2 protein-coding genes and 1 pseudogene are annotated in these 15,611 nt (G+C 68.1%); all 3 read right to left on the reverse strand.

Annotated elements, in window-relative coordinates; translation table 11 throughout:
• Positions 1 to 6 precede the first annotated feature (6 nt).
• The gene (locus WMF20_RS24185) at positions 7 to 4,866 is read right to left on the reverse strand and encodes a MupA/Atu3671 family FMN-dependent luciferase-like monooxygenase (protein ID WP_437616964.1); all 4,860 of its coding nucleotides are present in this window, start codon (positions 4,864 to 4,866) and stop codon (positions 7 to 9) included.
• 6 nt (positions 4,867 to 4,872) lie between these two features.
• A pseudogene (locus tag WMF20_RS24190) lies at positions 4,873 to 8,520 on the reverse strand (type I polyketide synthase); the annotation flags it as partial.
• 140 nt (positions 8,521 to 8,660) lie between these two features.
• Positions 8,661 to 15,500, reverse strand: coding sequence for an SDR family NAD(P)-dependent oxidoreductase (locus tag WMF20_RS24195; protein WP_437616965.1), 6,840 nt, complete (start codon positions 15,498 to 15,500; stop codon positions 8,661 to 8,663).
• Positions 15,501 to 15,611 lie beyond the last annotated feature (111 nt).

Genomic DNA, 15,611 nt, shown 5'->3' on the forward strand with positions numbered 1-15,611 from the left:
GTGACGCTAGCCATCGATCCACCTCGATAGATGCGCGACCACATCATCGATGTACGGCCTCTGCATCAGGGATAAATGATCGCAGTTGCTGTTGAAGAGCGTGAGGCCCCCTGTGAACAGCCGTGACCAGACCTCCGCGTGATCGGCGTCCGGCAGGTGTGCCCCTGGCGATGCGAAGGGGCTCTCGCTTGCGCTGAGCGGCTCTCGAGCACGGAAGAGCGCCACCTTGATGTCCGGATCTAAATAGCACCGCGCTCTGTATTGCCGTTCGGCCTTCAGGTGCACATCGAGCACGTTTGCCATCCTCTCGAGCAGCACCCGCAGCTCACCCGGCGCCAGCTGGGATTGTCCGCTCCGGAGCATATGAGCGACAGCACCGGCCACCGCATCGCCGGATCCTTCCGCCATGAGACTTTCGAACGAAGGGAGCGCCTGACAGCCGCAGAGCGCGCAGAGGATGCTCCCGCACAGAAGGAGCCTGCGTGGAGCGTCCATCGTCGCGAGGGCGGCGTCGAGGATCTTCGACCCCGGGGCGTAGGAGTCCAGCAGAATGAGGTGCGAGACAGCTTCGCCCCGCTCGAGCATCTGATGCGCCATCTCGAAGGCCACCATGCCTCCAAAGGAGTATCCCCCTAGGATGTATGGACCTGATCGCTGCACCCGACGGATCTCGTCGATGTAGCGGGAAGCGAGCTCAGGCACCGTGGCGAGCGGCGCCTCCCCCTCTCTGAGGCCGCTCGCCTGGAGGGCATAGACCGGGTAATCCTCCCCCAGCGCATGCGCCAAGCTGTTGACCCACGCGACGATGCCCGGTGAGCCGTGGATCCAGAACGACCGCCGCCGCGCCCCGGTCGAGCGAACGGCGGTCAGGAGCGATTTCGCGCCGGGAGCCATCGCCGATACGGCCGCCTGCACGCTCGCCAGCGCAGGAGGTGCGACGCCATCGCCCAGAACCGCCGGGGTCGCTGGAACAGCCTCGTGAGGGCGGCGGACGCGGGGCCTGGGTGCGGCCTCGCGGGCGATGTATTTGATCAGGCTCGCGCCCGTCGCATGCTCCACGATCGCCGTGGTCGGCATCTGGGGGCCGAATGCGTCCTGGATGCGCTTCATCACCTCGAGACCAAGCATGGAGTCGATGCCATACTCGCTGAGCTGCCGATCGGGCTCGAGATCGTGGGGCGAGATCTTGAGGACATCCGTGAGGATGGCCATGACCTCCGCCTCAACCTGAGAGACGGGCTCCTCGAGGCACCCCGGCGTGTGCGTTGATCCATTGGAGAGCTGGGTCTCACGCTCGGTCGAGATATCTCGTCCGTCGCTCTGCCCCGGCGGGGTGTCGCCCAGCGAGCGGACCACAGGGATGCCATATCGGTGCCGAGCGAACGGGTAGGTGGGCAATCGAGTGCGCCTCCGATGTCGGCCCTGGTGGAGCTCGCTCCAGGCGATGGCGAACCCCTCGACCCACAGGCGCGCGAGCTCGTCCAGCTCGCCGTCTGCCTTGAGCGACCTGACGAGCTCTCTGAATTTCGGATGGTCCCCCAGACCGGTGAACCGTGTCTGAGGGCCTCGGACGTAGCCCCGAAGGACACGGCCGCTCTCCCCTCCATCGAGCACCGCCTTGAGCGTGCTCTTCAGCTCGGAGACGCTGTCCGCTATCAACGCCAGGCGGACCTCGAACGCCGGCCGACCCACCTGAAGCGTATAGGCGATGTCCCCCAGCGACGGGCACGGGGCGGGGGCCTCGGGTCCCGTCGCGGCCTCGAGATGGCTCAGCAGCCGCTGTACGTAAGCCAGTAACCGCTCGTCTGTCCTGGCAGAAAGCACGATGAGCTCGCTGCGCTCCTCCCCGTCCTTCGCGGCATGTCCGACCTCAACCTCAACAGGCGGAGGCTCCTCGAGGACGAGGTGTGCGTTCACGCCGCCCAGACCATAGGCATGGACGCATGCCCTTCGAGGAGGGTCCAGCCCCTGTCCGCCGCTCGCTCCGCCCCACGGCTGGGCGCTCCTCGGCATGAACAGCGGTCCGCTGGCGAGATCAACCCCTGGCGGACACTCATCGAAGTTGATCAGAGGCGGGATGGTTCGGTGCGCGAAGCAGAGGAGGACCTTGATGAGGCTGGCGATCCCTCCCGCCGCCTCGAGAAACCCGATGTTCGGCTTCAGCGAGCCCACGGCGCATGGCGCGCGGCGCGCGCCCCCTTCGGGTGTCCCGCAAAACACCCGGCTGAACGCGCTGAGCTCGGCGAGGTCGCCCACGCCTCCGGCCCCGTGCGCCTCGATGTAAGTGATTGAGTCGCGAGGGATGCCAGCGTCTCGGAGCGCCCTCGCGATGACGTCGGCCTGAGCCTCCGCGCTCGGGGTCATCAGCGATCCCGAGAGCCGCCCGTGATGGTTCACGGCTGAGCCACGCAGGACGCCGTAGACGGCGTCTCCGTCGCGCCGAGCCTTGGCCAGGGGCTTGAGCAGGACGGCTCCGGCGCCCTCGCCCATGACCTGCCCCGTGGCGGACCTGTCGAACGCTCTGCACCGCCCGTCCTCGGCGAGGATCCCGAGCTTCGCGAGGCCCGCGAGCCGAGAGGGGGTGAGCAGCAGGCTGACCCCTCCCGCGATCGCCATGTCGCACTCCCCAGAGCGCAGCGCCCTCACCGCGCGGTGGATGGCCACCAGAGAGCTCGAGCAGGCAGTGTCGACCACCTCGCTCGGCCCGGAGAGGTTGAGGAGGTACGAGATGCGATTTGGAAGCATCGAGTGGACCACGCCGACGACGCCGTGGGCCTCCAGGTCGCCCCCGCTGTCCAGGAGCGCCTCCATATAATCATGATTGTAGACGGCGACGAAGACGCCGGTCGAGCTCCCCGAGAGCGCGGACGGATCATACCCAGCATCCTCGACGGCCGCCCAGGCCGTCTCCAGGAAGACGCGGTGATGCGGGTCCATGTATTCCGCCTCTCGCGGCGAGATACCGAACGCGAGAGGATCGAAGCACATCACATCGGAGAGGTACCCGACCCGCTGGTTTGGCCATCCGCGCCGGCCGATCAGCCTGTCGCCGGGAGCATAGGAGGTCAGCTCTCTCCCTTGGCGGAGGTTGTGCCAGAAGTCCTGAAGCATGGGAGAGCCCGGGAAGCGTCCAGCGACCCCGATGATGGCGATCGGCTCACCGGCCGTCGGCGATGCGACCTGCTCAGGAGAGGCGCCAGGCAGGGCGCCGCGCGACCTCGCGGTCGTTGAGGCCCTGCGCGATGCCTCAGTGGGCGAGGTGGCGGCCGCAGGGCTCGACCTAGGCTCCCCGGCCGACGGCTCCGCACCGCGACAGCCGCCCGCCTCCCGTTGCTGCGTCGCCGCGCCGCCCCGCGGCTCCGGAGCGAGGCCGGCGGGCCGCCGGGACGAATCGAGCGTCGGCGGCGCGCGCTCCCCGGTCCGGCCGCGCCGATCCATATAGCTCCTCCTGAGCTCGGCGATATGGGGTAGGCCATCGAGGACAGCGTCCGGTTCCACGCCGAAGTCGACGAGGCACGCCACCTCGTTTACGCCGATCGACTCAAACTTCTCCAACCTGTCCAGGCACTCTGCCGGTGTGCCCAGCAAGGAAGCGACCCTGGAGTAACGCTCGTAGGAGTACTGTGCGAGCTGCTCGCGCTGTGATTGCGTAACCTCTTCAGGGCGCGCCAAGGTGCGCGTGTGCGCGTCGATGGCGCTGAGGATGTAGTCGACGAACGGAGCCTGTACCTTCCGACGTACGTACTCTGCGTCCTCGTGAATGAATGTGTGCAGCATCAAGGTCACGATCCCGCTGCTCGGGTCGTACCCCGCCTCCTGCCTGGCTTTCCGATAGGCGCGTACCTTCTCGGCCAGCTCTTCCGGTGTCGAGCCCTGGAGCATCGTGAGGACGTGCAGGCCGGCCCTGCCCGCGGCCAAGAAGGACTCCGGCTTGCTGGTGGCCGTGAGCCAGATGTTCAGATCGCTCTGGATCGGCCTCGGATAGGTGACGATCTCCGTCGGCACGCCGCTCCCGTTCGGGAAGCTCACCGGCTCGCCGCGCCAGAGCTTCTGGACGACGGATATCCTCTCCAGCCAGATGTCGCGTCGATCCTTGAACGTCTGGGGGGACAGGACGAAATCGTTCGGGTTCCAACCGCTCGCGACGGCGAGATCGACGCGGCCGCGGGAGAGGTTGTCCACCATCGACCATGCCTCGACGACCCGCGCCGGGTGCTCCAGCGGGAGGACGACGCTACCCGCGCGGAGGCGGACGTTCTCGGTGATGCCCGCCAGGTGGGCGGCCAGCACCGACGGGTTCGGGTAGATCCCGCCGAAAGGGTGGAAGTGCCTCTCAGGCATCCAGATGGCCTCGAACCCGTGCCGGTCTGCGAACTTCGCCGCCGACGTGATCAGATCGTACTTCGCGTCTCGGTGCGCGCTGCCCCTGTCGGAGAAGAACAGCAGGCTGAACCTCATCCTGGCAGCGAGGCTCACCTGATCGCCGGGAGGAGGAGCGTCGGGCGGCCCCGGTCGCTTTCGCGCCTCGATCAGCCGGAGTATGGCCTCGATTTTGGCGTCGCGCCCCTCGACCGCGCCCCCGGGGTCGTCCGGCGGTCGCGGCGCGCTCGGCACATTCGCCTCCCGGGAGATGACCCGCGCGAGTTCGGCGATGTTGGGATGATCGAAGAACATCTTGGGAGCGACGCGCGCGCCGAGATCGGACTGCAGCCGCTCGGCGATCTTGAGGGCGTCGAGCGAGCTCATGCCGAACTTGGCGAAGTCGTCATAGGCATCGATGGACGATGCCTCGATCGCCAGAAGCTCGCCGAAGGCGGCGCGGATCTTCTCTCGGATCTCTCGACCTGTGACGTCATCCGCTCTCATCACCGATCACCTCGCGTGGCTCTCGTAAGCGGCTTCGGCAAGCAAGCGTTTCAGGTAACTGTCCAGCTGCGCATCGGACCAGCCCTGCATCTCTTCTCTGCTCGGCGCGCGAGGAGCCTTCGAGGCGCTGATCTGACGGTCGGCGCCGCTCGCCTCGACTCGATTTTCTTCTGCAACGCCGAGCAGATGCGAGAGCTTCTCCTCGTCCCCGTAGGCAACGCTCACGGAGGGGCGGCCCGAGGCAAGCGCCCTCTCGAGCACGGCGATGCCGCGCTCGGCGTCCAGCAGCTCGAAGCCCGCCGCCCTGAGCCGCGCCTGCTTCGCGGGGTCGAGGAAGGCGTCCTGCTCCCACTGCGGCCACGACAGCGCGAGCGACACGCCGGAGCGGATCCCACGCTCGACAAGGCGGCTCCTCATCTCTGCAAATCCGTTCTGGAAGGCGCAAGAGAAGGCGTAATCGGAGGCACCTCCGAGTCCGGTGATGGAGGCCATCGACGAGAACATGACGAAGAAATCCAGGTTCTCCGCCTTGGTGACCTGGTCCAGATTGATGGTACCGAAGAGCTTCGCCTCGATCACCCTCTCGAACGAGGCCGGATCCTTCATGAAGATCATCCTGTCTTCGACTGATCTCGCCAGATGAAGCACGCCGCGCAACGGACCGCGCTGCTCGCGGATCTCGGCGAAGCACCTCCGCAGCGCGGCGAAGTCGTTGATATCGACGCGATGGTACTCGACGCTGGGCGACCGGGAGATCGGGCCGAGGAGCCGCTCGAGGTCGGCCGCGCCGAGGGACCTCCTCCCGAGCAGGAACACCCGAGCGTCGTAGCGCTCGACGAGGTGCCTGACGAATGCTGGCCCGAGCGCCCCCAGGCCTCCGGACAGGAGATAGTTGCTGCCGCGTTTGAACACGGTGGCACCGGGCGCCGCTCCGGCCGCGTCCACGCGCTCGTCCGGCTGCCGCACTAGAGCCCGAAGCCAGCGCCGACCGCCCTTGAGGAGCACCTCTGCAGACGCCGCCGGCTCGGAGGACGCGAGCTCCGTCATCGCGGCGCCGATGGCCGCGCGGGCATCGCTCGGGTCGTCCCCCATCCAGATCGACCTGAAGACGAGCCTGGGATGCTCCTGGGCCGCGGAGCGCAAGAACGCCCCCACCGCCTGGTGATGGGACGAGACGACGTCGAGCATCTCCCCGCCTCCCGGGGAGCAGTAGGCCATCCTGACCGGCTCGCTCGGATAGCGGGCGAAGATGGCCCTGGCCATGAAGAAGACGGATCTCACGCCGTAACGCAGCGCGTCCGCCAGCTTCGATGCAACGGCGCCTCGTTCGTCGGGCACGTCTGCGTGTCCGAGAGACAGGCCCCAGAGGAAGGCGACGACCGTCGGAGCGGCCCCCCGATCGGAGAGCCCTCCCGCGAGCCTCTCGTAGTCCTGCGGGCTGTCCGGGTCGATCTCGACCATTTCAGGGGAGAGCTCGCGGTAGCGTGTACCCGGTAGGATGAGGAGGATGGCCGCCCTGCTCTCTATTCCCGACGCAGACAACCACGCTTTGAGCGCGTCGAGCTCGGAAGGAGCCCGGCCGAAGAGCAGCAGGGCGCTGCGCTCCCGGCCGAGGAGCTCGCCGAGCGCGTCGCTGCGACCGGAACCAGGCGCGTGCACTTGCTCCAGCCATGTCTGCCGGACGAACATCGCCCGCGCCGTGGACCGCTCGCTGCGCGGCTCCGCGGCAGGCTGGGGCGCGTCCCTCTCCGGCGGCGCTGGCGGGGGGGCGGTCAGCCAGCAGCGCCTCCTCTCGAATGGATACTTCGGCAGGGAGATGCGCCGTCCTCGCGGCCGGTCCCACACCCGGCGCCAGTCGATCTCGGCGCCGGCGACCCAGCTGTGTGCCAAGCTCCTGAAATCGCCGTTCCGTGCCCATGCGGCGAACGGTGCTTGCTCGTCGTGCCGGAGGGGCCGCGGCGCGCCCTCACCATCCCGGCGCGCGTCACGGAAATAGACCTCCTCAACGCTCCGCTCGCCCGCACCATCGAGGAACTGCCCCAGCTTCCTCGTCAGCTCCTCAAGGCTCCTCACGACGCACGCGAGCCGGACCTCCATGGCCTCCCTGCCGACCTGCAGCGTGTGGGCGACGTCGCGCAGACGGAGCGCGGCATCCGCCGCTCTGGCGCCCGAGCTCGTCCGGGGCGCCTCCGCCCCTCCGGTCTCCAAAAAGTTCTTCAGCCGGCGCACGCTGGCGTTGAGACGCTCCTCGTTCCTGGCAGAGAGCACCACGATTTCGGGTCCATCGTCCTCGCCGTCCGGGCTCGGCTCCGTCCCTTGCGCCGGGAGACACTCCTCCACGAGCAGGAACGCGTTCGCGCCGCCAGCGCCGAACGAGCTGATGCCGGCGCGGCGTGGGTACGTCTTGACGACCCCGCCGTCGACCACCTGCGGCTGAGGCCAGGGCTCGAGGTGCTGCTGCACTCGGAAGGGCGTATTCGCCAGAGCGAGGTTCGGGTTCAGCACGTCGGAGTGAAGCGACGGGACGAGCTGCTTGTTCTTAAAGAGCAAGAGCACCTTCGTCATCGCCGCGATGCCGGCTGCCGCCTCGAGGTGGCCGACGTTCGACTTGACGGAGCCAATGCGCACCTGCCGCTCGGGATCGACCCCGGAGAACACCCGGGACAGCCCGGCGATCTCGATGGGATCCCCGAGGGAAGTCCCCGTCCCGTGAGCCTCGACGTAGGAGATCGTCCGCGGGTCCACATCCGCCGCGTCGAGCACCCCGGAGATCAGAGACGCTTGGGCCAGCGGATTGGGGACGGTGTACCCTTGCGTTCTGCCGCCATGATTGACTCCTGTCCCCTTGATGACTCCGTAGATCGGATCGCCGTCCCGCACGGCCGCGCTCAGCGGCTTCAGCAGGACAGCGCCCACGCCCTCACCCGGCACGTAGCCGTCGCCGCCGTCGCCGAAGCTCCGGCACCTGCCGTCGCTCGATGCAAACCGGTACTCGCAGAGGGAGAGATACTTGTTCGGGTGGAGCGAGAGGTTGACTCCCCCGGCGACCGCGAGCTCACACCCTCCCGATCTCAGGCTCTCGCAGGCCAGGTGGATCGCGGTCAACGAGGAGGAGCACATGGTATCGAGGGCGATGGAAGGCCCGCCGAGGCCGAAGAAATAGGACACACGGTTCGCGATCGACGCGTAGGACGGCGTGAGCACGCTCTCCCGGGAGCCATCCGAGCCCCCTGGCAGGAGATGGTACTCGCTGTACATCACGCCCACGAAGACGCCGACCGGCGGCGCGGCTCCGCGCTCGTGAAGGGAGGCACGGGTGATCCCGGCGTCCTCGAAGGCTTCCCAGACGATCTCCAGGAAGAGGCGCTCCTGCGGGTCGATCAGGCCGGCGTCCTTGGGAGGGATGTTGAACAACAGCGGATCGAACTTGTCGACGTCGTCGATGAAGCCTCCCCACTTCGCGTAGGCCTTCCGCGGTTTACCTGGTTCGGCGTCGTAATACAGAGCGTGATCCCAGCGTCCGCGGGGGATCTCCGTGATGCAGTCGCGTCCGGCGCGGAGGTTCTTCCAGAACGCGTCGATGTCGTCCGCCATCGGATAGCGGCCGCTCAGGCCGATGATCGCGACATCGTCGGGCCCGCTCGGCTTCGCCGGAGTCGCAGCGTTCTCCCCTTGAATGAGGCGAAGGAGGAGTTCCCGCTTTTGCTCCAAGGACATGTTCTTCATCGATTTGGATCCGCAGCTACCGTCTGCCTCAGAGGAGGCGTTCGATGACATCGCCGCACGCAGGCGGCCTATTGGACTGCGATGCTGTCGAGGAGCAGGTGCTGGAGGAGCTCGTCGATCACGGCCTCGGGCAGGCCCTCGACGTGGCGCCGCAAGTCGCGCCGGTGCCCGCGCAGGTGGTCGAGGAGCTGCGCGACGCTCGGGGAGCGGTCGCCGTCCGCTTCGGACCTGCCCTTCCGGAGCTCTGCTTCGGCCCTCGGGCCCTCGCCTAGGCGCTCCCCGGCGCGCCGTGCGGCGAGCTCCCGGGCCCGGGCCCCCTGGACGTCCATGAGGTAGCTCGCGAGCGACGCGATCGTCGGGTGCTCGAACAGCAGCGTCTTCGGCTGCTCCCCGAAATCGCGCTCGACCTCGGCGATGACTTTCAGGGTCAAGATCGAGTCCAGGCCGAATCGCTCCATGGTGTCGCGTGCGTCGATTCGGTGGGTGGGCAGCTTGGTCGTGCGCGCGATGATCTCCTTCAGATACTCCTCGACGTGCGTTCGCAGCTCGACAGTCGCGCTGCGGACCGGCGCACCGACGGCTCCATCGCCCGCGGTCGTGGGCGGATTGGCCGGCGCTGCCTGCGCATCGTCCCCGAAGAGCACGGCCGCCTGCGACAGGCCGGTGCGGAGGACTGCCTCGAAGGCCTCCAAGCCCTGTTCGGTTGGAAGCGCTGCCAGACCGGTCGTCTGGATGATATGCTCGCGAACCTCGGGCGAGAGCCCCATCCCCCCGGCCTCCCACAGGGGCCAGTTGATTGACACCGTCTGGCCGCGCCGCGTGCCCTGGCGTACCCAGTGGGCGCGCATCGCGGCGTAGGAATCCATGAACGCGTTGGCAGCCGCGTAGTCGCTCTGACCAGGGCTCCCGAAGAAGGACGCTATCGACGAGAACATCACGAACAGGTCCAGTTGATCCTGGGCCGTCGCGGCGTCGAGGTGGATGGCCCCCAGCACCTTCGGTGCCAGCACGGCGTCGATCTCCTCGGCGCTCTTCCGCACGATGTAATTGTCCCGGATCACCCCGGCTGCGTGGATGACCCCGCTGATCCCGTGGAAGCGGGCGCGCGCCTGCTCCACTGCCCGCTGGACCGCCGGGTAGCTCGCGACATCGGCCTGTACGTAGAGCGCCTGGCCTCCGAGAGCACGCAGCGCCTCGACGGCTCGCCGCGACGCCTCCCCGGGAGCAGAGCGGCCGACGAGAACGAGCTTGGCATGATAGTTGCGAGCCAGGTGACGGCTCAGGGCGTACCCCAGGCCCCCCGTCCCTCCCACGACGAGATAGACGCCTCCCCGCCTGAGGGCGCCGCTCGCCGTCTGAGCGCGCGCAGCGCTCTCGTCCGGTGGCTCGATCCTCTGCTGTCTGCGGCCCCACCGCTCACCGCGCGCGTCGTACCGGACCTCGGTGTCTTGCTCGGCGCCCTGGAGGTGTTCGTTCCCGAGGATCTCCAGGAGGTCCGGCGATACACCGTCGCTGCGCCGCGCGACCTCGACCAGCTTGCCGCGGATCAACGGATGTTCATGGCGCAAGCTCCGCAAGAACCCCGTGATCGCGGCGAGGTGCGGCGGGACCTCCTCTTCGCTGCATCGATACAATGTCAGCAGGCTGGTCACCTCGACTGGGCGTCGCGCGATGAGCGCCTTGCTGAGATAGAAGAGGCTGTACAGCCCGGTGGAGAGCTGCCGCTGGAGCTCGCCCGGCTGATGAGCGAGCTGCGCGCCGGACTGGTAATCGAGCGGCGGCGCGTCCCAGCTCCACAGGTGTAGGAAGTGCCTGGGTCGGATCCCGAGCCTCTCCAGCTCCGTCAGCAGGGCGCCGTAGTCGTCGAAGCTCGTAGGATCGATCTCGAACCTCATGTCCCCGAGCGCCCGGAACCGCTCGCCGGGGAGCACCAGGACGAGCCCTCCTCCGGGTACGGCCGCGCTGCTCCCCAGGATCCTCCGGAGCGTGCTCCAGCGCCGGGCATGGCTATCCAGCACGACCGCGCCGCCCGCCAGCACCTGCGCGTCGCCGGAGGGTAGTGCGGTCGCGACCCACGCGGAGCGATGGTACGACAGGGCCGCTGCGCTCCCCGGCCGCGGCGCACGCCCGGCGCCTTGGTCGTCCGTCTCACGCTCGTCGAGCCGCGCAGCCATGACGCAGAACTCACGCAGGATCACGAACGGTCGCCCTTCGGGATCGGCGATCAGGACGTCAAACCTCCTCGTCCGCATGTCGGAAGAGGGCTCCAGCGCGCGCGCGTACGCGTAACAGCGGCCGTGAGGTACCGCGAGGACCCGCATTTCCCTCAGCGTCCACGGCAGGTAAGCCCCCAACGACCCCGCGCTCTCGCTGGAGGTCAAGCACGCTGCCGCCTGGAGGGCCCCCTCCACGATGGATGGATGGATGGCGCCCGCGGGGAGTGACGGCCAGCTCACCTCGGATGCATCGATGCTCGCTAGGACCTCCCGGTCACCGTAGAAGAGCTCGGCGATGACCCGGAAGCGGGGACCGTAGTGGAAGCTCTTCTCCTCGAGCAGGCGATAGAGCTCCTCGCCACCCATCCGGCGCGTGCAGCGACGCCGGATCTGATCGAGCTGCAACGGCTCCTCCACCGGCTCCTGGAGACGCGAGGGCGCCAAGGTCCCTGACGCGTGAAGCACCGGCTCCTCATCGCCCTCGGAGCGGATCTCGACATTGACGGCGCGGCGATCTCCGGAGGTGGTTATCTTCAGCGGTCGCGGCGAGGAGCCCACGAGGACCGGGCGGCTCCAGACGAAGTTCTGGATCGTGAGCGGGCTTGTCGCGCCCAGCGAGGCGGCGCCGGCGGCGCGGGCCATCTCGATCAGGATGACGCCGGGCAGCACCTTCCGCGCATGGATGACGTGGTCGGCGAGCGCGGGGTCGTCCGCGTCGATCACCCTCGTGAAGGACAGGCCCCCGCCTCCCGGCGCTCCTTGACCCAGGAAGGATTGCACCGGCGCAGCGTCGGCGATAGCACGGCGCTCCTCAGGGCGAGGTCTGAGCTCGTGCCAGTAGCGCTCGCTGGCGAATGGATAGCTGGGCAGCGCGAGACGTCGCCCCCCTCCTCGTCCGTACATCTGCCGCCAGTCGATGTCGACCCCCTGCGCGTAGAGCTCCGCCAGCTCGAGCAACCCTTCCCGGCGCGGCATTCCCGCGCCGGGCGCCTCGGCGCGCAGGGCGCGGGTGAGCTCCTCTGCCCGAGCCTCGCCCGCGGAGCGCGACTCGGGCCCCACGCCGGGCAGCGGGCGGTCGCCGGAGACGCGCTGCTGGCGCAGGAGGCCGCGCAGCTGCGCGGCCAGATCTGCGACGTCCTGCGCGACGAGCGCCTCCCTCACGTTGAAATGGCTCCGGCCGACGGAGAGCGTATAGCCGATATCGTGCAGATCGTGCCGCCCTTCCTCGTGTTCTAGCCAGCGCAGGAGACCCTCGCATCGACGCTGCAGCGCCTCTCGGGTCTTGGCGGACAGCGGGATGATCGACCACGGCTCCCTCGGCTTCCTCGGCGCCGCGGTCGACGGCGGCGCCTCCTCGAGGAGCAGGTGGGCGTTGGTCCCGCTCGCGCCGAACGAGTTGATGGCGGCGCGGCGGCGAACGCCTGGAGGCGTCGCCCAGTCGGCGAGGCTCGTCTGCACGTAAAACGGGGTCTCCGTCAAGCTCAGGAACCTGTTCTCGCGCGTGAAGTGCAGCGAGGGAGGGATCTGCCGATGCTCGAAGGCGAGCGAGACCTTGATGACCCCGGCGATCCCGGCCGCGGTCATGGTATGCCCGATGTTGGTCTTGACGGAGCCAATCGCGCAGAACTGCCTCGCCTCGGTCCACATCCTGAAGGACCTGGTCAGCGACTGGATCTCGATAGGGTCACCCAGCTTCGTCCCCGTGCCATGGGCCTCGACGTAGGTTATCGTCTGCGGGTTCGCCTTGGCCTGGCGGTACACCTCTGCCTGCAGGGCTGTCTGCGAGGTGCTGGCAGGCGCCGTAATCCCGTTCGACCGCCCGTCGTGATTGATCGCCGAGCCGAGGATGACGGCATAGATGTGGTCGCCGTCGGCAACCGCCCTGTCCAGCGGCTTGAGAACAACGACCCCGACGCCCTCTCCTACCGCGGCACCATCCGCGGAGTCGTCGAAGGTCCTGCAGCGGCCGCTGGGAGAGAGGATCTGCGCCGCGTCGAGCACCAGGTGCGACTGGGGCCCACCGAGCAGGTAGGCGCCTGCGGCGACGGCGAGCTCGCACTCTCCCCGGAGGATGCTCTCGCGGGCCAGATGCAGCGCCACGAGGGACGAGGAACACTCGGTGTCCACCACCAGGCAGGGCCCCTTCAGGTCCAAGAAATACGAGATCCGGGCGGCGAGCATGCCAACGGCGTTTCCCGACAGCAGGAAGGTCCCGGCCTCCTCTCGCGCGGCCCGGAGCGGGTCCAGGTAGCCCCCTGCCTTGGCGCCGACGAAGACGCCGCAGCGTCCGCCGGCGAGGTCCTCAGGGTCGTATCCTGCGTTCTCCAGGGCCTTCCAGGCTTCTTGCAGCAGCAGACGCTGCTGCGGGTCCATCAGCTGCGCCTCGAGGGGGGAGATGTTGAAGAACGATGGATCGAACTCATCGATGCCGCTCAGGAAGCCACCGCAATAGCCGATGCCGGCGCTGCGCAGGTCCCGGTCGTCGCTCGGCCACTGCTGCAGCGTCCTCCTCTCCGCCGGAAGCGCTCGGATCGAGTCCGCCCCCCGCGCGAGGTTGTCCCAAAACGCCCCCGGGTCGTCGGCGCCCGGAAAGCGGCAAGACATCCCGATGATCGCGACGGCGCCCGCGGCCGCGGGAGAGTCCGCCTCGGTCGCTCTGTCCCCGTCAGGTCGCGAGGGGCTCCGGAACGCTGCCACCTGGCTCGTGGCCGCGTTCGCCTGCGCTGCGCAAGCCGGGCCGCCGAACAGCGCGCTCGGATCCACACGCCGCGCCCGGGCGGGGGGCGCGGCCTCCCGGCTCGCCGCGGGCACCTCTGCCGCTCTGGCCGCTGAGCCGACGAGCGCTCCCAGGTCTACACGAGCATGCGGCTCCCGCGTCCGAGGCGCGGTCTCTCGGCCGGCCTTCGCGGGCGCCTCCGCCGCCGCGGGCGCCGAACCGTTGAATACGCCCAGCTCGGGGCGCGGCTCTGAGGCCTCGAGCGCGGCCCTCTGGCCCGCCTTCGCGGGCGCCTCTGCCGCCACGGGCGAGCCGCCGAACGGCGCTCTCGAGTCCACCGGCGGTGGCGGGGCCCCCCGCCCGTCTTCTTTCTCGCCGTCGCTCGAGCCCGGCTCGGGCCATGAGATCGCAATATGCTCAGCAAGCCTGGAGATCGAGCCGTAGTCGAACAGATCGATCGCCTTCAGCTCGACCTCGAGCTCCGAGTTGACGTTGTTCACCAGCTCGATCGCAATGATCGAGTCCACGCCGGCCTCGGCGAACGCCTGATCTGCGGCGAGCTCCGAGGGATCCATGTGGAGCACCTCCGCGGTCCGCCGGCGGAGCAGCGCTTCCAGCGCGGCGACGCGCGCCCTCTTGGCCGCCGTAGGCCGTGCTCGATCGCCAGGTCGCGCCGGCCCCGAGGCCGAGCTCTCGTCGCCGCCGCCGCATACCGAATCTTCGGCGATGGGCCCCTCCTCCGCCCGGTCGGCACGCGCGTCACGCTCCGCGATGAGGACCGCCTGCGGGAGGCTGGCCTCGTCTTCCTGACCGGGGAGACCGAAGCTCATGCAGCAGGGGAAGCCCTCCCCGTCCAGCAGGGAGCGCCACATCGATGGGCTCAACAGCGGAGCGTGCGGCAGCCGGACCTCCGGATCCTGGTACCGCCACCAGCCATCCAGGAAGCCGAATGTCATGGTCAGGAAGGCGCTGAATTGAGTGGCTTCATTCAGCATCAGGCATCCGCCCGGGACCAGAACGCCCCTGATGCGCCGCAGCGTCTCCTTGAGCTTCAAGCAGACGTGGAGGACGTTCGAGGCGATCACCACATGAAAGCTGTGACGCGCGAGGCCCTGTCGCAGGAAGTCCTTGTCTATGTCCAGGAGCTCGAACTTGACGAACGGGTAGCGAGCGGAGAGCCGCTTCCGCCCGTGATCCAGGAACGCGAGGGATACGTCGGTGTAGGTGTACTCGACGACATCTGCGAGCTCCTCGAGCCCCTCGACGAGCATGGCGCTCGTCGCGCCTGTCCCGGCGCCGAGCTCCAAGATCCTGATCTTCTGTCCTCTGTTACGATTGCACCACAGCTCGACGCCAGCTCTGAGCGCCACGAGAAGGACGCGGTTGAAATGCGACGCCCCAGGCGACTCGGCGTAGACTGGCTCGAGGAGCGCGAGCGACGAGCCCGGAAAGAGCACCTCGGTGGCGGAGATCTCTCCGCCGAAGAGCCTGGAACAGGAGGCCCCGCTCTGATCGAGGAGCTGGACGTGGGGCTTGAGCTCGGGGAACCCTCGAAGAAGATCGCTCTTCTTCTCCGCCAGCAGCCGCGCGACCGCCCGGGCGTCACCCGGCGGCAACCTCGCGGTCGTCTGGATCCGCCCCTCGTCGAGGTGGATCCACCCCCTGCGACGAAGCATGTGCAGCGAGGCTTCGAAGAGTCGATGATATTTATCGATGATCCCGAGAGTACGCCAGAGCGAGCCCATCTGATGCTCCTCTCCGGCGGACAGCAGTATTCCACAGCCTTTCAGGTATTCGAGCAGTGCAAGCTCTGCGAGGGCGTTCAGCCCGGAGAGCCGTTTTTCGACAGAAGCCGTGAGATCCGGGGGGGCGTGCCGCTCAGCCATGAGCTCATGAACGCGGGACGCCGCCGCTCCCAGGAATGATGGGTCATCTGAGGAACCGGTCTGGCACGATAAATGAGAAGACTTGCCCACGAAGTCTGCCCCCTCTGGTCGATGTAGATGCTACGTCGACCCCCAGCCTTCGCATGATTCGGAAAGCCTCATCGACGTCGATTTAGCACCACGTGCGTCACGCGCATCGCG

Source organism: Sorangium sp. So ce834, assembly GCF_051521425.1.
In the GTDB taxonomy this organism is placed as follows: domain Bacteria; phylum Myxococcota_A; class Polyangia; order Polyangiales; family Polyangiaceae; genus Sorangium; species Sorangium cellulosum_D.